15 protein-coding genes and 1 tRNA gene are annotated in these 19,854 nt (G+C 61.8%); 12 read left to right on the top strand and 4 right to left on the bottom strand.

Features of this window, described 5'->3' with window-relative positions:
- Positions 1–12: 12 nt before the first annotated feature.
- Positions 13–1,890 (bottom strand): tetratricopeptide repeat protein, encoded by a 1,878-nt coding sequence (locus ABEL04_RS02260; protein ID WP_375800751.1) that lies wholly within the window; start codon positions 1,888–1,890, stop codon positions 13–15.
- A gap of 413 nt (positions 1,891–2,303) precedes the next feature.
- On the opposite strand from ABEL04_RS02260, the gene ABEL04_RS02255 reads away from it, so the two are divergent.
- The 9 genes from ABEL04_RS02255 to ABEL04_RS02215 all read left to right on the top strand — a co-directional run bounded on the left by ABEL04_RS02255 (position 2,304) and on the right by ABEL04_RS02215 (position 12,487).
- Entirely contained in the window at positions 2,304–3,509 is a 1,206-nt protein-coding gene (locus ABEL04_RS02255) for a 1-deoxy-D-xylulose-5-phosphate reductoisomerase (protein WP_375800750.1), read from the top strand.
- A gap of 74 nt (positions 3,510–3,583) precedes the next feature.
- The gene (gene rseP, locus ABEL04_RS02250; protein ID WP_375800749.1) at positions 3,584–5,026 is read left to right on the top strand and encodes an RIP metalloprotease RseP; all 1,443 of its coding nucleotides are present in this window, start codon (positions 3,584–3,586) and stop codon (positions 5,024–5,026) included.
- Between the two features lie 173 nt (positions 5,027–5,199).
- On the top strand, positions 5,200–6,024 hold the full coding sequence (locus ABEL04_RS02245; protein ID WP_375800748.1) for an isoprenyl transferase: 825 nt from the start codon (positions 5,200–5,202) through the stop codon (positions 6,022–6,024).
- A gap of 210 nt (positions 6,025–6,234) precedes the next feature.
- On the top strand, positions 6,235–8,757 hold the full coding sequence (gene bamA / locus ABEL04_RS02240) for an outer membrane protein assembly factor BamA (RefSeq protein WP_375800747.1): 2,523 nt from the start codon (positions 6,235–6,237) through the stop codon (positions 8,755–8,757).
- A 59-nt stretch (positions 8,758–8,816) separates the two neighbouring features.
- Positions 8,817–9,410, top strand: coding sequence for an OmpH family outer membrane protein (locus ABEL04_RS02235; protein WP_375800746.1), 594 nt, complete (start codon positions 8,817–8,819; stop codon positions 9,408–9,410).
- Positions 9,411–9,490: 80 nt separating this feature from the next.
- Complete coding sequence (locus ABEL04_RS02230; protein WP_375800745.1) at positions 9,491–10,093, top strand: OmpH family outer membrane protein; 603 nt, start codon at positions 9,491–9,493, stop codon at positions 10,091–10,093.
- A gap of 166 nt (positions 10,094–10,259) precedes the next feature.
- Positions 10,260–11,093, top strand: a complete 834-nt coding sequence (gene panB, locus ABEL04_RS02225) for a 3-methyl-2-oxobutanoate hydroxymethyltransferase (protein ID WP_375800744.1) — start codon at positions 10,260–10,262, stop codon at positions 11,091–11,093.
- 80 nt (positions 11,094–11,173) lie between these two features.
- A complete protein-coding gene (gene surE, locus ABEL04_RS02220; RefSeq protein ID WP_375800743.1) occupies positions 11,174–11,998 on the top strand; it encodes a 5'/3'-nucleotidase SurE in 825 nt (274 codons plus the stop codon).
- 69 nt (positions 11,999–12,067) lie between these two features.
- Positions 12,068–12,487 carry a secondary thiamine-phosphate synthase enzyme YjbQ gene (locus ABEL04_RS02215; RefSeq protein ID WP_375800742.1) on the top strand — a complete coding sequence of 140 codons (420 nt, stop codon included), beginning with the start codon at positions 12,068–12,070 and terminating at the stop codon, positions 12,485–12,487.
- 23 nt (positions 12,488–12,510) lie between these two features.
- Here ABEL04_RS02215 and ABEL04_RS02210 read toward each other — a convergent pair whose 3' ends face one another.
- Both ABEL04_RS02210 and folD read right to left on the bottom strand, forming a co-directional pair.
- Positions 12,511–13,536, bottom strand: coding sequence for a mechanosensitive ion channel family protein (locus ABEL04_RS02210; protein ID WP_375800741.1), 1,026 nt, complete (start codon positions 13,534–13,536; stop codon positions 12,511–12,513).
- Positions 13,537–13,572: 36 nt separating this feature from the next.
- Complete coding sequence (gene folD / locus ABEL04_RS02205; protein WP_375800740.1) at positions 13,573–14,469, bottom strand: bifunctional methylenetetrahydrofolate dehydrogenase/methenyltetrahydrofolate cyclohydrolase FolD; 897 nt, start codon at positions 14,467–14,469, stop codon at positions 13,573–13,575.
- 292 nt (positions 14,470–14,761) lie between these two features.
- Between folD and asd the strand changes: the two genes are divergently transcribed.
- The 3 genes from asd (at position 14,762) to ABEL04_RS02190 (ending at position 16,551) form a co-directional block, all read left to right on the top strand.
- A complete protein-coding gene (asd, locus tag ABEL04_RS02200) occupies positions 14,762–15,847 on the top strand; it encodes an aspartate-semialdehyde dehydrogenase (protein WP_375800739.1) in 1,086 nt (361 codons plus the stop codon).
- Positions 15,848–15,922: 75 nt separating this feature from the next.
- Positions 15,923–16,429, top strand: coding sequence for a GNAT family N-acetyltransferase (locus ABEL04_RS02195; RefSeq protein WP_375800738.1), 507 nt, complete (start codon positions 15,923–15,925; stop codon positions 16,427–16,429).
- A 46-nt stretch (positions 16,430–16,475) separates the two neighbouring features.
- A tRNA-Gly gene (locus ABEL04_RS02190) sits at positions 16,476–16,551 on the top strand.
- A 1,025-nt stretch (positions 16,552–17,576) separates the two neighbouring features.
- Here ABEL04_RS02190 and pckA read toward each other — a convergent pair.
- Positions 17,577–19,184 (bottom strand): phosphoenolpyruvate carboxykinase (ATP), encoded by a 1,608-nt coding sequence (gene pckA / locus ABEL04_RS02185; RefSeq protein WP_375800737.1) that lies wholly within the window; start codon positions 19,182–19,184, stop codon positions 17,577–17,579.
- Positions 19,185–19,854: the final 670 nt, after the last annotated feature.

Here is a 19,854-nt window from a genome sequence, read left to right as displayed (position 1 = left end):
GAGCGAAGACGGCTATCCCTGGGTCCGCAGGAGGGTCCGGAGGCGGCTTCGGGCATCCCCCGCACGAAGGGAGTTCGGATACTCCGCCAGCAGCCGGTTGTAGGCCTCAACGGCTTTTTCATCCTGGCCCTGAGACTGCAGGAGGGTCCCAATTTGGAACAGACTCCGGTCGGCAAACGGGCTTCGGGGGTGTCGTTTCGGAAGCCGCCGGAACGCCTTGAGCGCCGTGGAGGTGTCCCGGCGGGCGAGATGGATCTCGGCACGGCGAAATCGGGCGTTATCGGCAAGGGCGTGTCGGGGATGGCTCTGCAGTAAGGTGTCAAGCGTCGCAAGGGCCTTCTCGTATCGGTGCTGGCGATCGTAGAGGCGAGCGCGGGAGAAGGTCCGCAGGGGGGTGTCGAGGGAGTCCGGCCCTTGGTTTTCCTGGAGAAGGACCTTGAGTTCGATGGCGTCGTTGGCCACGTCCGCGGCTGGGGTTTCACTGATTGCTTTCACCCGGGCGAGGGCCGAGTCGAACCCGCCCCGGTAGAAGTTGAGCAGCGCCAGTTCGTACCGGGCACGATCGGCCAGGTCGCTGTCCTGAGCGCTCTCGGCCAGCCGGGAGAACAGGAGCTGGGCGCGGTTGAGGCGGTCGCGGAAGAGGGCAATCCGGGCGAGGTGGTATTTGCCCTCGGCGGCGGCCGACGTGTTCGAGTAGTCGCTGACGAGTCGTTCCAGCGTGCCCTTCGCCTGGGGCAGGGACCGAAAGACGTTCAGCTGAATAGTGCCGAACCGAAGGAGCACCTGAGGAACGTCGGAATGATTCGGATACGTCTCCAGAAACGTCCGGTATGCCGTCCTGGCTTTTTCGTAGCGTGACGAGTCCTGGGCAGGAGGAGCGTCTGCACTGCGTGCCCATTGCTGGTAGGCCCTTCCGAGAACGCGCTGCGCCTTCGGGGCGACCTTAGACTCTGGATAGCGGTCCAGTATGGCTTGGAGGGCCTCGGTGGCCACCTTGTACTCGCGGGCGTCTACGGCCTTCTGGGCGAACCGCAGGAGCACCCGGCCCTGTTTTTCCGCGAGGCGATCGATGGCCCGGTACACCGTGAAAGCGGCGGCGTAATTGCGTTGCTCCATGTAGAGCCACGCCAGAAGCCTGCGGTAGGCCCCGTTCAGCGGGGACTCCCGGACTTCCTTTTTGAGGACCTTGATGCTTGCTTCAATGCCCTTCCCTTGCTCGACGAACGTCTGAAGTTTATTCCGGACGAACGATACCCGCTGTGGAGAGTCACTGAGGAGCGCGACGTACTCCTGCATGGCCTTCTCGTGCTGGCCGTTCAGGCCGTAGAGAGAAGCCAGTTCGGTTCGAAACGCGGCGGGTTGACCAAGGGCTTCCCGGCCTCGCCGCAGAACCTCGATGGCCTTCTTGAAGCGGCGGATGTCTACCAGGGTCTGATAGACCGTCCGGTACGTCTGGGCTCGGCCCGGCGCGAGTGCGAGCGCTCGGTCCCACGCCTGGTCGGCGGCGGTCGTGTCTCCCTTCTGGTGCAGTAGACGGGCCTTCTCTGAGAGAAGAGCGGGCGTGGGGGACGATCCGATTCTGTCCTCGACCAGCTGGATGGCGTCGTCGTAGCGCTTGACGCTTTCGTACGCCTCCTTGAGTTTCCGGTAGAACGTTGTATTGTTAGGAGACTCGGCGTGTAGCTTCTCGAGCAGCTGGATCGCCTTCTTGAACTTTCCAGCTCGGACGTACGAGTCCGCCTTCCGGAAGCGCTCAAGCTGCGTACCGTCGGATTGGGCATGGGTGTGGGCGGTCCCAACCATCGAGAAGAGAAGGAGGAACAGAACGAGTCCCCCTCGGCCCCCCTGAACGTACGGAGAGATGTTCGGGCTCAAAAAAGAGTTCGTCACGGGGTCGCTACGGAAATGCGTGAGGGAGAAAACACAGGCTGTTGCCGCCAGCAACGAGTGCGAAGCAATGTCGTCGGTAGACGGTTAACGTCCTACGTCGCGTCTGAGACGGACGTTTCCGCGCCCCCGCAAGGCACTCCCGTCAATGATCGGCGGCACTTGACATCATCCTTCCTCGATCACAGGCCACGGGAACAGTTCCTTCCGTCGCCCCAGACGTGCTTCGGGGTCCATCCGGCCGTTCGACGAGGCTCCTCGCGGTCGTCAGATGGGTCCTGAGTTGAGCTCAGAGCAACGATGGGGGTCATTCTCGTGCCTATGCTGCCCCGTTGTCACACAGCGTCCGCGGTGCCATGGCGGCCCATCCGGGGGAAGCGGCGGTATTCAAGATTTGTTCTGCAACAGTTCAAACCATGGATCGACATTCGCGCAACGGGGAGTCGGGCACGCCCCCCCGAGATCTTGCCATTCTAGGATCGACAGGCTCCATCGGAACCCAGACACTGGAGATTATTCGGTTGTTTCCGGATCAGTTCGACGTGAAGGCACTCACGTGTGGAAGCAACGTCGAACTGCTTGCCCGACAAGTGAAGGAGTTTCGGCCCGAGTGTGTTGCCGTGGGCGCTCCCGAGCACGCAGCAACACTTAAGAATGCCCTCACGGACACCGGGGCGTCCGCGAAAATCGTCGTAGGGGAGGAAGGGCTCTGCGAGTCGGCGACTCGACCCGACGTCGATGTAGTGGTAGGAGCAGTGGTCGGCTTTGCGGGGCTCCGGCCGGTCCTCGAAGCCTTGGAGGCCGGAAAGCAGGTAGCGCTGGCCAACAAAGAAACGCTGGTCGTGGGGGGAACGCTTGTGCAGGAGGCCCTAGAGCAGGGGGCAGGACGACTGTTGCCGGTCGACAGCGAGCACTCGGCCATTTTTCAGTGCCTAGTGGGAGAGGCGGAGCGCACCGTGGAGAACATCGTGCTCACCGCCTCCGGGGGCCCGTTCCGGGAACGGGCGGCCGAGACCTTCGACGAGATTACGGTGTCGGAAGCGCTCGATCATCCAAACTGGTCGATGGGCGCTAAAATCACGGTCGACTCGGCCACCATGATGAACAAAGGCCTGGAGGTGATCGAGGCCAAGCGACTTTTCGACGTTTCCCTCGATCAGGTTCAGGTGCTGGTTCACCCCCAGTCGATCGTTCACTCGATGGTTTCATTCTCCGACGGTGCGGTCAAGGCCCAGCTCGGAGTGCCCGATATGAAGGTGCCGATCCAGTATGCCTTGAGCTTCCCGGCGCGGTGGGAGGCGCCCCACGAGCGGCTCGACTGGAGCGAGGTGTCCCGCCTCGACTTTGAGCAGCCAGACCCCGACAAGTTTCCCTGCCTACGCCTGGCGTACGACGCCATCGAGAAGGGGGGCACGGCGCCGGCGATCCTGAACGCAGCGAACGAAGCGGCTGTCGACCTTTTTCTTGACGAGCGGATCGGATTCACAGACATTCCACGGGCCATTGAGCACGCGCTGGGGGCTCTTTCCCCAACCCCCGCCCCCTCGCTCGAAGAATTGTACGCGGCAGATGAGAAGGCACGGCGGTACGTCGAGGAACTCGCCTTGCCGGCATCAAATTGAACGAAGATGTGTCTTGCCTCTAGGAGTTTGGATCTCGGGGCACCTCCGCGACTTCTGCTCACCGTTTTCCGAGTATGGAGCTTTTGGCTAGCATTTTGACGTCGACCCTCTGGGTCTTGCTGGCGTTCACCATCCTGGTGTTGGTCCACGAGTTGGGACACTTCCTGACGGCCAAATACTTCGGGATGCGGGTGGAGCGCTTCTCCATTGGCTTTCCCCCCACGATTCTGGGACGTAACTACGGACGAACGGAGTATGCGCTCGGCGCCCTTCCGCTGGGCGGGTACGTGAAGATCAGCGGCATGATCGACGAAAGCCTTGACACCGAGCACGTTGACGATGAGCCCGAGCCCTGGGAATTTCGGGCGAAGCCTGTGTGGCAGCGCATCATCGTAATCAGTGCCGGGGTCGTGTTCAACGTGATCCTCGCGGTCATTATCTTCGGGGGAGTCCGCTGGGCGGAGACGGAAACGTACGTGCCCGCCGAAAACGTCGAGCAGGTGTATGTGCGCGACGGCTCTGTCGCCCACCAAGTGGGCCTTCGCACTGGCGACCAGATTCTGGCAGTGAACGGGGAGTCCTTCGAGCGCTTCGATCAGATGGAGCCCTCGGCCCTAATCTCGAGCGACACCCTGACCGTGACAGTCATGCGCGATGGAACGCGGAAGACGCTGATCGGCCCGTCGAACATCATCAGCCGGCTGAGCGAGGCGAGCAACAATGGCCGGGGGTTTGGACTCGGATTCAAACCGCCTCTGATTGGATGGGTGAAGGAAGGCAGCCCCGCCGACTCGATTGGGCTCCAGGTCGGGGATCGGGTTCGTAGCATTGGGCAGGATACCGTCCGTTTCTGGATGGAAATGAGTACGCTCTTGCAGGAGATCGGAGGAAAGCCCGTTACGGTACGCTGGTTCCGGCCCGATTCCCTTTCGTCCTCGGGAGCTGGGACTTCTCCCGCAACTGTGGTTGGGAAAACCGATGCGGGGTACGTGCTCGAAGCTAAGGTCGCCGCCGAATACAACTCGGAACTCGACCGCTACCTTTTAGGCGTGAAGAGCGCTGGCGCCAGTGAGACCACTCGGCAAATTCTCTACGAGAAATTTGGCGCTCGAACGAAGACATATGGGCCCGCCGAGGCCTTGAAGGCAGGATTGGCCAATACTTGGCAGTACGCCCGAACCATCGTCGTGACCCTGAAGCGCATTGCCACGGGGCGGGACAGCCTCACCAAGAGCCTGGGTGGGCCGGTGATGATCGCGAAGGTGACTAGTAACGCTGCCGCCGCCGGGCTGAGCGACTACTGGAAGCTCATCGGAGCTTTATCCGTCACGCTTGCCATCATGAACATCCTACCGGTGCCGGCCCTAGATGGAGGCCAACTGCTGTTTTTGCTCTACGAAGGGGTAACCCGCCGCCGTCCGTCTGTTCGGGTTCGGCTCGTGGCTCAGCAGATCGGAATGATCCTCCTCCTGGGCTTCATGGCCTTCCTGATCTTCAATGACATCCTACGGCTGTGAGCGGTAGGGCCGGACGCTCGACGCAGGCCGGCGATGGCTCTGGGCAACCGAGCGGGCTCGGCGTCCTTGACCCTTGGATTCTCTCCGGGTAGGTTGGTTCTGACGACTCCTCATCAGGAAGTGCGACTCTTCCCTTCTCGCCGCCGCTCATTCGCTGAAGCCACTCCAGATCCATGGATACCGTTCTTCCCACGACGGACGCGTCGCCTCAAGTGAAACTTCCCGAGTCCGAAGATCAGCGCCGTCAGCTTGCCGTCCTCGAGCGGGGAGAGCTTCCCCCGCACATCGCGTGCATCATGGACGGGAACGGCCGGTGGGCAAAGCAGCGAGGGAAGTCCCGTGTGGTCGGACACCACGAAGGGGTCTCGTCCGTGCGGGACATCACGGAGGCCTGCGCCGAGCTCGGGGTGGACTACTTGACCCTCTACACCTTCAGCACCGAGAACTGGGAACGCCCGGACTCCGAGATCGATGCCCTGATGGAGCTGTTGGTCCAAACGGTGAAGGAAGAGCGCTCGACCCTTCTGGAGAACGATGTCCGCCTCCGCCTCATTGGGAACGTGTCCCAGCTCCCCGCTTCCTGCCAGAAAACGATGGCCCGTACGGAGGAGGAAACGGCAAACAACGACCGCATGACCCTCACCCTCGCGCTCTCCTACAGCGGACGCTGGGAGATTCTCGAGGCCGCCCGGCAACTCGCCAGGATGGCCGCGGAAGGGGAGGTGGATCCGGACGAGATCGATGCGTCCTGCTTTGAGAAGCAGCTCGACACCGCCGGAATGCCGGACCCAGATCTGCTAATCCGGACAGGGGGGGAGTACCGGCTTTCGAACTTCCTTCTCTGGCAAAGCGCGTACACGGAGCTGTACATCACCGAGAACTTCTGGCCAGAATTCCGGAGAGAGCAGTTGTACGGGGCCATCCGCAGCTACCAGGACCGCGATCGGCGATTCGGACGTGTGAGTAACACGTCTGGGGACTCCCCCGACAAAGCATAAACGCAGGGGCTCCATTCCTTTGACCCCGGCGGGAACCAGCGAAAGACCGGGGTGATGATTCGGGCAGAATAATTCCCTCGGAAGGATCGTTATGAGAAGGAACGAAGGAAAAGCCCCGAAACTGCCTGGATAAAGTTCGGTTACACAGGGTCAGCTGCGAAGTCCGGGCTCTCCACGCGCGAACGTCGTCCTAACGACATCCTCAGTAGTATGCATCTACGGCTATACGTCTCCTTGCTTGTGCTTCTTCTCGGAGGCGGGGGCATGGTCCTCGCACAGACTCCCGCTTCACCGACGCAATCGAGGGGCGGATCTGCCTACGCACAGCGCACCTACGTAATCGAAGACATCCGCGTGAAAGGCGTGGAGAGCGAAGAACGGCGCCAGTTCGTCGTACAGTCAAGTGGCCTTGCCGAAGGACAGGAAGTGACCCTTCCGGGAGGAAGTGCAGTGGCACAGGCCATTCGCTCCATCTACGACCTCCGACTCTTCTCGAATGTCGCGATTTACCGGAAGGAGCAGCAGGGAAATTCGATCACGCTTGTCATTGACGTGACCTCCGAACCTTCCCTCGCTTCGTACACGCTCGAAGGAATCAAGGATGGGGATCGAGAGAAGTTGCGGAAGAAGATTCCGCTTCTGAAGGGACGCTCTGTTCGCCGCTCGGACGTGGAGCGCACCAAACAGATCATCAAGAATTTTTATGAGGGAGAGGGGTACCTCCGCACGACGGTCGATGTGAAGCGTACAGAATCGGAGAGGGAGCGTGTCTCGCTAACCTTCGATGTCGACCGGAAGAAGAAAGTTGAGGTCGAGCGCATCCGATTTTTGGGGAACGAGAAGTTTGACGACGGCGACCTGCGGGGAGCCATGGAAGAGACGCAGGAAAACCGCTGGTGGCGCTTCTGGAAAGGAGAGAAGTTCAAACGGGGGAAATACGAGAAGGACCTTGAGCGAGTCATTGATTTCTACCGGAAGCACGGCTACTACGACGCTCAGATCGTTCGAGACTCGACCTACTATGTGAGTCAAGGGGGGATGGGGATCGACATTCAGGTTCAGGAGGGGAAGCGCTACCACGTGAAAAACATCGATTGGGAGGGAAACACGGTCTACCCGGATAAGGTCCTCACTCAGACGCTAGGGCTGTCGGAGGGGGACGTGTACAACGGAAAAGCCCTCGACGAGAACCTGCGTGGGAGTCAGCGGAAGAGCGGAGTCCTCGGCCTTTACAAGAATCGTGGTTACATGGTTGCCAACGTGGAGCCGACCATACGGGTGGTTGGAGAAGACTCACTGGACATCACGATGGACGTGCGGGAGGGGGATGTTTACACGTTTGGTGACATCGACATTACTGGCAACACGAAAACGAAGGATTACGTCATCCGCCGCGAGCTTTACACCGTGCCTGGGAAGCGGTTCAGCCGGAGAAGCGTTCAGGAGTCTATCCGTCGACTCAGCCAGCTCAACTATTTCAGTAAGCAATCCCTGGCCGGAGGGCCCGACATCTCCATTGACCGGGAGGAGAAAGAAGCAGATCTGACGTACAGTGTTGAGGAGGTCGGGAGCGATCAGCTTCAACTTTCGGGAACCTTCGGGCGATTTGGTCTCGTGCTCCAGCTCGGTTTCCAGTTCAACAATTTCTCCGCCCAAAATCTATTCGACCCGAGTGCGTGGCGCCCGGTGCCCTCGGGCGACGGGCAGAAGCTCAGCGTGAACGTCCGCACCAATGGTACCTTCTATCAGAACTACTCTCTTTCCTTCACGGAGCCCTGGTTTGGGGGCTCCCCCACCCCCGTTGGTGGGTCAATCTCCTATTCGAAGTACACACGCTCCATTTACGGGGGCTCAAGAAATCTTAAGAACGGGAAGTTCCAGAACGCGTCGGCAAACTTCTTTGTCCGGCAGCGGCTCGACTGGCCCGATGACAAATTCCAGGTGGGGACCCGGGTCGGGTACCAGCTGTACAACAACCGAGGCCGCAATCGAGAGGACGGGACGCGCGCTGGCCTCTTTGGCGGGGTGCCCTACGGCCTGAACCAGTCCGTCACTCTTCGGCAGTCTTTGACTCGGAACTCGGTCGACAACCCGACCTTTCCTCGAAGCGGATCGAAAGTGTCGCTTTCTGTCGAATTGGCGCCTCCCATCGGGAATCTCATTCAGTACCACAAGTGGCGATTCAAGGCCAGCTGGAACGTACCGATCGGGGAGAACTTCTCGATCGGCATTAGCAGCGACTTTGGATACATTGGGTCGATCACCGGTGATCCCGTTCAGTTTGAGAAGTTTGAAGTTGGAGGCACAGCATTCGACTACAGTGGTGTAAACTACGGCACGGACCCGGTTTACATGCGCGGATACCCGCGGGGAGTGATCGGACCTCTCACCCGGGAGCGCGGTGAACTGCAGCCTCAGGGGGGGCGGGTCCTGAACAAATACACGTCCGAATTCCGATGGAAGGCCGTTGAATCCAAGCAACTACAGGCCCGTCCCTTTCTCTTCCTCGACGCCGCGAATGCGTGGAGCGGTTTGGACGCCTACAATCCCTCGAACCTGTATCGATCGGCAGGCATTGGCGTGAAGCTCTTCCTTCCCATCGTGGGGATGATCGAATTTAACTACGGATATAACTTCGACGAGTACATCCCGATCCAGGACGGCAGTGGACAGCCAGGGTGGACGTTTCAGTTCTCCCTCGGTCGGGGCGTCGGAGGCGGAGGCGGACGGTAGGTTTTGGGGCGTTCTTCCGACAGGGCTGGCTGCGTGCAGATTCATCACAGAGTCCAAGTATGCCTGTGCTCCTCGATGCAAACTGGCCCCTAAGATTCTCCTCGCTATTCTACGGAGCACTGGGGGCGTTCCTCCTGCTCGGGCTCGTCGGACTGCTGGGAGAGAGTCGTGCCCAGCAAAAGATTGGATACGTCGACAACCAGTATGTCTTGAAAAATCTTCCCGAGTACGCTACTGTTCAGCAGAAGTTGGACAAGCTCGAACAGCAATGGAAGGCGGAGATTCAGAAGAGAAAGCAGAACGTACAGAAGCTGAAGGAGGAGTACAGCGCCTGGAAACTCCTGTACACAGAAGAAGAGCGAAAGAAGAAGAAAGCAGCGATCGAGCAAGCACAGAAGAAAGTTGAGCAACTCCGCAAAAAATACTTCGGTCCCAAGGGGAGGCTCTACACGCGTCAGAAAAAGTTGATGCGCCCCATTCAGGAGCGCATCCTCAAGGCCACGAGGAAGGTGGCGAAAGCGAGGGGGTACGACTATGTGTTCGACAAGGGCGGGAAAGTACTATTCATGTACGCACGGAAGGAACACAACCTGAGCGATCCCGTGCTCCGAGAACTTGGAATCAACCCGCAGAAGGAAGCCAGCCGAAGATAAGCATGTTATGAGTCAGCCGTAGGCGGCGAGATATTCTTTCACTAGACGAACTCCCTTCCTTGAAAATCAGCTTCCCAACCATGTCACAGCGAGCCTCGAAGATTCTCCCCATTCTCCTTCTTTTTGCTGCGATCCTCACTGCGCCGGCACAGGCTCAGAAGATTGGGTACACCAACCAGCAGGCCCTCCTTAACAACATGCCGGAGATGAAAGAGGTGCAAAAGAAGATGCAGAAAGCCGCCAAGCAGCAGCAGAGGCAAATGCGGAGAAAGCGGCAAAAGCTACAGAAGAGGCTGAAGCAGTACCAACAGCAGCGGTCCCTATTGGATAGCACTGCTCGTAGGCAGCGGGAACGAAAGCTCCGCCAGCGACAGCGAGAGTTGCGGCAGTCCTCACGCAAAAGCCAACAGCGGCTCCGCCAGCGCAGGCGCAAGCTGATGCAGCCCTTGCTCAAGAACCTGCAGAGCGCGATCAATCTGGTCGCGAACCGCAGGAACATTGACATGGTGGTCCGGTCGCAGGCGCTGCTCTTCGTAAAGCAAAACAGTGACCAGGTCGTCAACATCACGAGCGATGTTGCCAGCGAACTTGGCATCACCCTCAATCAGAATCCCGGCACGCCGTCTCCCAGCGTGAATCCGTCGACCCCCTCTCCGACCGGTGGGGGCGGTGGCGGACGGTAAACATCGCTCGTTTCTCGAGGAGCGACCCGGTCCGGGCGGCGAACACCCGCTCTCGCCCGCAGGGCCGAGCACTCGGTCTCCGTCGTCAAATCCGCAGGAGGCGGCATCGAGCCTCGGTTCGGGCCTACTTTCCCCACCGTCTTGCTCATCCCAGTCAGCTGGGCCTATGGGTAATGATCACTCCCCTCCCGAGGTCGCGGACGTCTCGCGCGTGACGACGAAAACCGTCCAGGAGATGAAGGAGGCTGGGGTTCCAATCGCCGCCCTCACCGCCTACGATTACACGTCCGCGTACCTCTTCGACCAGGCGGGCGTGGACGTGCTGCTTGTGGGCGACTCGGCATCGAACGTGATGGCGGGGAACGAGACCACCCTCCCCATCACGCTCGACCACATGGTCTATCATGCTCAATGCGTAGTGCGCGCCATCGACCGGTCTTTGGTCGTGGTGGATCTTCCGTTCGGGTCTTACCAGGGCGACTCAAGGGAGGCCCTTCAGTCTGCAATCCGGGTGATGAAGGAGGCACGGGCCCACGCCGTAAAAATGGAGGGCGGGACGGAAGTGGCCGACACCGTCGAGCGGATCGTGGACGCGGGCATTCCTGTGATGGGCCACCTGGGACTCACCCCACAAAGCATCTACAACTTTGGGACCTATCAGGTGCGGGCTCAGGATGAGGAAGAGGCCAAACAGCTGCGGGCCGACGCGAAGCGGCTGGAGGCGGCAGGCTGCTTTGCTCTCGTGCTCGAAAAGATTCCGGCTGAACTGGCCGGGGAGGTCACGGCGGCCCTCTCGATCCCGACGATCGGAATTGGGGCGGGCGACGAAACCGACGGCCAAGTTCTCGTGTCCCACGACGCTCTTGGCCTCTCGACCGACTTTAATCCCCGCTTCGTCCGACGCTACGCCCACCTCGAAGAAACCATCACCGAGGCAGTTGGCGAGTACGTGTCGGATGTGCGGAGCCGATCGTTTCCCTCCGAAGGGGAAAGCTACTGACGGTTGTCCTCCCGCTGGGCGTCCCAACCGGTTCCGCAGGGTCCTGACGCACCTCTCGCAATTGCCCCTCTCGTGATTTCATGAGCGCAACTTCGCCGGACGACCGGCCCCGCATTCTGCTGTGCAATGACGACGGCATTCATGCGCCCGGCATTCAGTCGTTGGCCTCGGCCCTCGACGGTGTGGGAAAGTTGTGTGTGGTCGCCCCCACGACGGAGCAGAGCGCGGTGGGGCACGCGATCACGGTGCGGGATCCGGTGCGTGCCCACAGAGAGGAATTTGAGGTGCCGTCGGGGCCCATTCCCGCTTGGGGCGTCACCGGCACGCCCGCCGACAGCGTGAAGCTGGCCTGTCACGAACTGCTCGACGCCCCGCCCGACCTCGTGGTGAGCGGCATCAACCAGGGCCCAAATACGGCCGTGAACGTCCTGTACTCCGGCACCGTCAGCGCCGCCACCGAGGCCTCCATCCTTGGCCTGAATTCTATCGCGATCTCACTCTGCGACTGGTCGGAGCCTCAGTTTGAGGTGGCTGGGCGCTGGGCCCGCCGCCTTGTGGAGTGGACGCTCGACCGCGGCCTGCCCCGCGGGGTCCTGCTGAACGTAAATGTGCCGGCCCTGCCAAGCGATGAGATCGAGGGCGCCGCCCTCACCCGACAGGCGCGCTCCCGCTGGGAGGAAACCTTCGAGGAGCGTACCGATCCCGCGGGCCAGCCCTACTACTGGCTCGCGGGCACCTTCGTGGATCTCGACGACGGGCAGGAGACAGACCTCTCGGCCATCGACCGGGGCTACGTGTCGGTCACGCCGATTCAGCACGACATGACGGCCTACGACGCCTTCAGCTCGCTCCAGGACTGGGACTGGGACGAATCCGCCGAGGAGGACGAGTCGGGCTGGGAGTAGGTCGTGCCGATCGCTCCTCCGCAATCCGCCGTCGACTGCCCCCTATTCTCCCGACTGCTCTCTACTTTCATGGCGACGCACCAGGACCGCATCGAGCTCTCGACGTCCGGACACCGGGACATGCATAACCTCACCGACGGGGTCGCGGCCATTGTCCGCGCGTCGGACATCGACGCCGGCCTCGTGCACGTCCACAACGTGGGCAGTACCGGCGCGGTGGGAACCATCGAGTTTGAGCCGGGGCTCCAGCAGGACCTGCCGGAGATCTTCGATGAGCTCTTCCCGCCGGGCCGCGAGTACGCCCACGAGCAGCGCTGGCACGACGGCAACGGCCACTCTCACCTCCAGGCCACCACACTGAGTCCGTCGATCACCGTGCCAGTGGGCGACGGCGAGCCCATCCTCGGCACGTGGCAGCAGATTTTCCACCTCGAATGCGACGTGAAGCCGCGCGAGCGAACCGTCGTCGTGACGGTACGAGGGGACTGACGCGAGAGAGCGGAGAGGCGCAACTAATTGGTTGCTGGATGGTCGCCGTTCGTAGGAGCGAGGAGATCGGTGCCCTCAAAGGCTTTGGCCCCGTCAAGGAAGAGTTGGCGGTGGGGGAAGGGAATCTCGATGTCGGCGTCGCGGAGCGTCTCGCGTACCTTCTCGGTGTATTCCCAGCGTATGGGCACCTCCTGACTCGGGTCACGGATGTAGAACCGGAGCGACATGTTCACGCTCGAATCGTCCATCTCTGTGACAACCGCCGTCGGCGACGGCTCCGAAAGGATCCGGTCGTCGTCCTCGACGATGGGAAGGAGAACCTCCCGCGCCTCCGCCGGCCGTTCCTTGTAGGCAATCCCGAACGGAATGTCGATCCGCAGCACGTTCCGCTTCGTGTGGTTCATCACACGCTGCGTGATCATCTCCGTGTTGGGCAGCACCATGATCCGGTTCCGCACCGTGCGGAGGCGGGTAGAGCGGAGCGTGATCTCGTCCACCTGGCCGTACTGGTCGTCAATCTGGATGTAGTCGCCGACGCGGAAGGGTTTGTCGACAAGGACCGTAACGCCCGCGATGAAGTTCTCCAGGGAGTCCCGCGCCGCAAAACCGGCGACAATTCCCGCGATGCCGAGACCTCCGATCAGGACCGCCACGTTCACCCCGAACTGTTCGAGGACGACCGTGCCGATGAAGAAGAACGCGGTCACCCGGAACGTTTTGAGGAGCAGGCTCTGGAGGCCGGGCTCAATATTGTCGCTGCGGTCCAGGGCCTGTTCGAGGGTCAGGTAGAGCACCCGGTAGATGACGTACAGCAGCAGGAATGCGGCCAGGGCCTGCAGCCCGCGCTCTGTGAAAAGGCCAAAGAGGTAGAGGGCTCCGTCCGCGAGGTGGTCATAGAGCCCGTCCCAGTCTCCCTCAAAGAACAACCGGAGGCCCTCACTGAAGGCGTTATTGAATTGGTTGACGGCATTGTCAACGGAGCTCGACCCGGCAGCCGTGCTGTCCTGGGCGGTGCGAAACGGCTGCACAGCGGATTGGGGACGCATCATGACGCTGGCAGAGGCAGGTTGAACGAAGGGACAAGGCTACTCCGGTGCAGCGCGCAGTTGGGCCGCTTTCAGCGTGTTCTTTAGAAGCATGGCCCGCGTCATGAGTCCGACGCCGCCCGGCACCGGGGTGATCCGGGCGGCCCTGGGCCGAACGTCGTCGAAATCGACGTCCCCGACCAGGCGATAGCCGCGCTCGGTGGAGGAGTCCTCCACCCGATTGATCCCCACGTCGATTACGACGGCGCCCTCCTTCACCATCCCGCCGTCGATGAAGGCAGCCTGCCCGGCGGCAGCGACAAGAAGGTCTGCCCTGCGGGTGTGGGCGGCCAGGTCCTGGGTACGGCTGTGGCAGACGGTCACAGTGGCGTTGGCCGTGCGGCGCAGGAGAAGGTTGGCGAGGGGCTTGCCCACGATGTTGGAGCGGCCCACGATGACCGCGTCCATCCCCTCCGGATCGATGTCGCATCGGGACAGCATCTGCATGATGCCGTAGGGGGTAGCGGGAATGTATCGGGGACTGCCCCGCATCAGACGGCCCAGGTTCTCAGGGTGGAAGCCGTCCACGTCTTTCGACGGATCGACGGCGTCAATGATCGTCTGCTCATCGATGTGGTCGGGGAGGGGGAGCTGCACGAGAATGCCGTCCACGGACGGATCGGCGTTGAGTTCGTTCACGAGATCCAGGAGGTCGCCCTGCAAGGTGGCAGCGTCGAGGTGATGCGTCTCGGTTTCGATGCCCACCTCCGCGGCGTCCTTCTCTTTGCCCCGCACGTACGCCTCCGAGGCGGGATTGTCGCCCACCAGAACGGCTGAGAGAAACGGCGCACGGCGGCCCGATTGGGTCCATTCCTCAATCGCGGACTGAACCTCGTCGCGAACCGCCTGGGCAAGCACACGACCGTCAATCAGGTCGGCGTCGGAAGAATCAGGCATAGGCTGTTGCGGCTGGGGGAACAGAAACGAGTCGGGCGACCCCGGACTGCCCGGATCTACAAGCTACAAAACGGTGGAAGAGACACAAAGGCCTGCAGAGAAAAGTTCGGTACGAATGGGAGCAAAGCATCTAGCCCCCGAAACGCACCGGAAAACAGCGCGTTCGCTCGTCGTAGTTTGCTGCTCGTTGCTCCACTGAAACGACGCCGGCGCAACCCCCCTGTTGAGGGGGCTACGTCAAGCAGGGCCGCGAGTGGCCGTGCACTCCCTGAACAAGACAGACGATGAGGCCATGGATCCACGAGACTGCCGGGTCGGCATCCTCGGAGCTACGGGGGCTGTTGGCCAGACCTTTGTCCGGCTGCTCGAAGAGCATCCCTGGTTCACGGTGACTGCCGTGGCCGCGTCCGAACAGTCGGCCGGACGCCCCTACCGAGAGGCAGTGAATTGGTTGAGTGGGGCCCCTATCCCGTCGGACGTCGCGACCCTGGAGGTCCAGCGGACCGACCCGGCTGTAATGGACTGCGACTTCGTCTTTTCGGCCCTCAGCTCGTCGGTCGCGGGCGACATCGAGCGGTCCTTCGCGGACGCGGGCGTGCCGGTCGTGTCGAACGCCAAGAACTACCGACTGCACGACCGCGTGCCGCTCCTCATTCCGGAGGTCAACCCCGAACACGCGGCCCTCATCGAGACGCAGGAATGGGGCGGGGGAGGCTTCATTGTTACCAATCCCAACTGCTCGACCACCGGGCTCATCTGCGGGCTCCATCCGCTCATGGAGACGTACGACGTGGAAGCAGTGCAGGTCACGATGCTGCAGGCCCTCTCTGGGGCCGGATATCCGGGGGTCCCGTCTCTCGACGCGGTCGGGAACGTCATCCCGCACATCGGCGGGGAGGAGGACAAGCTGGCCACGGAGCCGCGCAAGATTCTCGGTTCCCTGGAGGGGCGCCGCGTCGAGCCTGCGGATCTCACCCTCAGTGCGCAGTGCACGCGAGTGCCCGTTCGGACGGGGCACTTGGCCTGCGTGTCGGTTCGGTTTCGCGAGGAGGTCGGCGCCCCGGCCGTGGAGCGCGCGCTGCAGCGCTTCGAGGCGCCTGCGTCCACCGAGGCTCTCCCGAGTCGGCCCGACACGTTCGTCCAGGTTCTCGACGCGCCCGATGCTCCCCAGCCGCGGCGCCACGTCGATGCCGGGGACGGCATGACCGTCTCCGTCGGCCGTGTTCAGGACTGCCCCGTAAACGACGTGAAGTTTGTCCTCCTCTCCCACAATACTGTGCGGGGAGCTGCCGGTGGGGCTGTGCTGAACGCTGAGCTTCTGGCTACCGAGGGCTACTTCCGGCCGGAGCGGAAGAGCGAAGCAGTGAGCCAGCCGTAGTTCCATCTTCCTTCGAACACGCAATCGTCTTTCATACATCCGCTCATGGACCACCCCGACGTACGACGCGCTCAGATGGCTGACCAAGAGGCGGTAGGGGACCTGTGGACCCGGCTCCTGGAGGAGCAGGGGACGCTGGACGATCGCTTTGCGATGGCCGAGAACGCCCGCGAGCGGTGGGAAAACGACTTTCCGCTGTGGCTCGACGACGAAACCCGTCGGATGTACGTGGCGGAGGTCGGCGGCGAGATCGTCGGCTTCATCTCGGCTCGCCGGTGGGGCCCACCCCCGATCTACGAGGAGAGCTCGGAGGTGTACCTGGACGAACTGTACGTTCAGCCGTCGCACCGGCGCCAGGGACTGGGCACTCAGCTGCTCAACGCACTACGAACGTGGACCGACCGGCTTGGAGCCCGTCGCCTCCGGCTCAGTGTGCTGTTCGCCAACGAGGCCGCCCGGGCCTTCTGGACGAGCCAGGACGCCCGGCCCCTCACGATGACGTACACCCTTGAGCGAGAGGGCTTCGGCGGGGACGAGGAGGATGAAGAATCGAAGGAAGGATCCAAAAAGATCGGCTTTTGACGGAACGCGCGCCCAGCACCTCCGTCGCAAAAAGTGACATTCCAATGCGGGTGTAGCTCAGGGGCTAGAGCATCTGCTTGCCATGCAGAAGGTCGTGGGTTCGAATCCCATCACCCGCTCCACCCACGTTCTGGACGCTATGCGGTCCCGCTTTCGAAAAGAAGGCGGGATTTTCGTTTGGCGTGGGCCTGAGTTCTGATCCCCCTGTCGTCTGTCCGGCCTGTTTCCGCGTGATGCCTGAGCCTCTCGATCACCGCGCTCCTACCAGCCGGGTCCTCCAAGCGATCCTCAGGAGAACGCGAGGGGAGGGCTGCCAGGCAGGCAGCTGGCGGCCGCGGCGGACCCAACGGCGTGGACCGTCGGCGGATCGTCTCCAGTTAACGCTCGTGCGAGAAAGGCCGACGGGGCAGAATGCTCTGCACATCCCGGAGTCTCGATCCCCATCTGCCGTGGAGAGGGGGTCCATACCGAAGACCATGCCTCGTGGATGCAGACAGCGCTCCGTCGGGGGGCGTTCGTCCCAATAGACCGAAAGCGCAGCCATGCACGAGGTGCGTCGAGTCCTCGGTCGTGCACTCGCCGGGCTCCTGGTGGCCTGTGGCCCGACCACGAACGTGCTCCGACTCGTCCGAGTGCCAGTGCACCGAGTCGAGGAAGCAGTTGGGCCAGGGCATGTTTTTGGCGATCCGAGAACATCGTCCCTGCGAGACGTCCAAAGGCCGGTAGGGATTCGAGACGGGTCTCCGGGATCACGGTGCAGATCAGGAGGAAGTCTGGACCGCTCTCGCGTGGACGCGAGCCAGGTCGTGGCCGAGATGCCTCGCCTACCAGGAGTCCGAAGAACTTCTCGAGGAACGCCCGACTCTACATCATGGAAGCTGCGAGGCCACTACAAGAACGAGCGCCAGCATCCCCACCGCCAGCGCCAAGAAGATGAAGTCCCATCGGACGCCGGTTGAAGCACCGCCAGGCTGATCCGATGCGGCGTCGTCGCTGGAATGAACAGGGCATCCACTCACGAGATAGCTCGGGATCGTCAGGAGGTACGCGCTACTGCTTGGGACGGAGCCGTCCGGATTGGCCGTTTCCCGTCGAGGGGTGATCTACATACTTCCGTCTGTGGCAAAAGCTCCCGCCGCGTTTTCCGTCACCCGCGAACGGTTTCTAGCGACGGACCGGCGGCCCGCACCGCCTCGCTCACCTGCGCCGCGTACGTCTCAAAGTTTTCGGCGAAGGCATCGGTCAACTTCCGGGCGTGACGGTCGAAGGCCTTCGGGTCCTCCCAGGTTCGTCGCGGCATTAGGAGGGAGGGAGGAACCCCTGGAACGGCATTGGGAACGGAGAGCCCAAACACTGGGTCCTCGGTGCGGGGAGTGTCACTCAGGGTGCCGTCCAGGATTGCGTCGACCATAGCTCGGGTGTGGTCGAGGTCGATCCGATGGCCCTCGCCGTAGGGGCCGCCCGTCATGCCTGTATTCACGAGCCAGCAGTCCGTATCGTGCGCGCGGATTTTCTGACCCAGCAGGTCGGCGTACACCGAGGGGGCGCGAACCATAAACGGCTCCCCGAAGCAGGTGCTGAACGTAGCTTTCGGCTTGCTCACGCCCGCCTCCGTGCCGGCCACCTTCGCCGTGTAGCCGCTGAGGAAGTGATACATGGCCTGGGGGGGAGAGAGCTCGGACACCGGCGGTAAAACCCCGAATGCATCGTAGGTCAGAAAGAGAACGTGGTCCGGGTGGCCGCCCTGACCGTCTGCGGCGGCGTTTGGGATGTAGTGGAGCGGATAGGAACCACGCGTGTTCTGAGTGATCGAGTCGTCCGAAAAGTCTGGTTCACGGGTCTCGGGGTCGACGAGGACGTTCTCCAGAATGGTCCCGAACTGTTCCGTCGTGCCGTGAATCTCGGGCTCGCTCTCGGGTGTGATGTCGATCATCTTTGCGTAGCATCCGCCCTCGAAATTGTAAACCCCGTGGTCGCTCCAGCCGTGCTCATCGTCCCCAATGAGCGTGCGACTGGCGTCGGCCGAGAGGGTGGTCTTTCCGGTCCCGCTGAGGCCGAAGAATACGGCGGTGCTCCCGTCGTCCCCTTCGTTGGCCGAGCAGTGCATGGGCAGCACGTCGTGCTCCGGCAGCAGGTAGTTGAGCACCGAAAAAATCGACTTTTTGATCTCCCCGCCGTAGTGCGTGCCACCGATCAGAATCAGATTCTGCCCGAGGTCGACAAAAATCGCGGCCTCGGAATGGGTCCCGTCCCGCTCTGCATCGGCCTCAAACTCGCAGAGGTCCACCACCGTGAAGCCAGGGTCGTACGTGTCGGGTACCGGTCCGTCGGGCCGCACGAACATGTTGCGGGCGAACAGGCTGTGCCACGCCTTTTCGGTGATGATGCGGACCGGGAGGCGGTAGTCCGCGTCCCATCCGGCGTACAGATCCTGCACGAAAAGCGTCCGGCCTCTGGCGTGGTCGGCCATGCGGTCGTGGAGGTGGTTGAACGTCTCCCGGTCTGTGGGCTGGTTGGCGTCACCCCAGTTGATAGTGTCCGCGACCGCCGCGTCGCGCACGATGAAGCGGTCCTTCGGGCTCCGGCCCGTGTGCGGGGCCGTGCGGGTCACGAGCGGCCCGCCCGCCGCGAGGATCCCTTCGTCCCGGTCGAGTGCCTCCTCGTAAAGACGGGGCCGCTTCAGGTTATAGTGGACCGTCTCGGGACGCAGTTGAAGGTCGTGGAGGTGCGCGGTGACACGTTCGGGGACCTGCATGGGGTCGGAAAATTGATTCATGGAGAGCAACGAGAGAAGACCCTACGGGATCGATTCTACCCTCAAGGATGGAAGACACCGAGTGTGGAAGCGCTTCCGAAAAGTTTTAAGCTGTAACGATTCAAGTTGTGCCTTGCGGAACTGTCTCACTGACGATTTGCCTCGGGCCGAGGGGCACAGCGAGCCGCCTCAGCGGTCGATGACCGATTCGGAGGCGATCACGACCACGCTCAGGCCACCCGGCTTTTCGGAGACAACTTCGCGACGGCCCGTGCCTATGTCCAAACGGAGAGCTGCATCCCCCTCCCCAGAAGTCAGTATAACCGGCGCCTCCATCGAGCAACTCCGCCTGTGCGCCGGCTCTCTCGGCAAATGGCCCAGATTCACGAGCAGACGGCTGAGGAGGACACCTGCCTGATCGATGGTTTCCCGTCTACCTAGTCGATAGTTCTTTGGCTTCGGTCTGTGAGAACATTCGTACCCCTCAGGCCCGGATCTACGGCGCTGAAGAGGAGCCGATGGAGGAATTCCGCGGCCGTATCGTCAGCAAAGGCGAGTGCTTCTTCGGAGGTAAGACGCATCTTTTGGTCACTGCTGAGGGTGGTTCGGCAGAAGCCGTTTCCACACCCAGAGAACGGAACGGCACTCGCGCGAGGAAGCAATCTCGGTT

This window comes from Salinibacter sp., assembly GCF_042218895.1.
GTDB lineage: Bacteria > Bacteroidota > Rhodothermia > Rhodothermales > Salinibacteraceae > Salinibacter.
Note: the sequence above shows the minus strand (reverse complement) of the source record. Positions and strands in the feature narration are given on the sequence as shown.

Excerpts from the sequence above, each read along its gene's own strand:
- ABEL04_RS02255 (WP_375800750.1), top strand. The coding sequence starts at position 2,304 with ATGGATCGACATTCGCGCAACGGGGAGTCGGGCACGCCCCCCCGAGAT.
- rseP (WP_375800749.1), top strand. The coding sequence starts at position 3,584 with ATGGAGCTTTTGGCTAGCATTTTGACGTCGACCCTCTGGGTCTTGCTG.
- ABEL04_RS02245 (WP_375800748.1), top strand. The coding sequence starts at position 5,200 with ATGGATACCGTTCTTCCCACGACGGACGCGTCGCCTCAAGTGAAACTT.
- bamA (WP_375800747.1), top strand. The coding sequence starts at position 6,235 with ATGCATCTACGGCTATACGTCTCCTTGCTTGTGCTTCTTCTCGGAGGC.
- ABEL04_RS02235 (WP_375800746.1), top strand. The coding sequence starts at position 8,817 with ATGCCTGTGCTCCTCGATGCAAACTGGCCCCTAAGATTCTCCTCGCTA.
- ABEL04_RS02230 (WP_375800745.1), top strand. The coding sequence starts at position 9,491 with ATGTCACAGCGAGCCTCGAAGATTCTCCCCATTCTCCTTCTTTTTGCT.
- panB (WP_375800744.1), top strand. The coding sequence starts at position 10,260 with ATGGGTAATGATCACTCCCCTCCCGAGGTCGCGGACGTCTCGCGCGTG.
- surE (WP_375800743.1), top strand. The coding sequence starts at position 11,174 with ATGAGCGCAACTTCGCCGGACGACCGGCCCCGCATTCTGCTGTGCAAT.
- ABEL04_RS02215 (WP_375800742.1), top strand. The coding sequence starts at position 12,068 with ATGGCGACGCACCAGGACCGCATCGAGCTCTCGACGTCCGGACACCGG.
- ABEL04_RS02210 (WP_375800741.1), bottom strand. The coding sequence starts at position 13,536 with ATGATGCGTCCCCAATCCGCTGTGCAGCCGTTTCGCACCGCCCAGGAC.
- folD (WP_375800740.1), bottom strand. The coding sequence starts at position 14,469 with ATGCCTGATTCTTCCGACGCCGACCTGATTGACGGTCGTGTGCTTGCC.
- asd (WP_375800739.1), top strand. The coding sequence starts at position 14,762 with ATGGATCCACGAGACTGCCGGGTCGGCATCCTCGGAGCTACGGGGGCT.
- ABEL04_RS02195 (WP_375800738.1), top strand. The coding sequence starts at position 15,923 with ATGGCTGACCAAGAGGCGGTAGGGGACCTGTGGACCCGGCTCCTGGAG.
- pckA (WP_375800737.1), bottom strand. The coding sequence starts at position 19,184 with ATGCAGGTCCCCGAACGTGTCACCGCGCACCTCCACGACCTTCAACTG.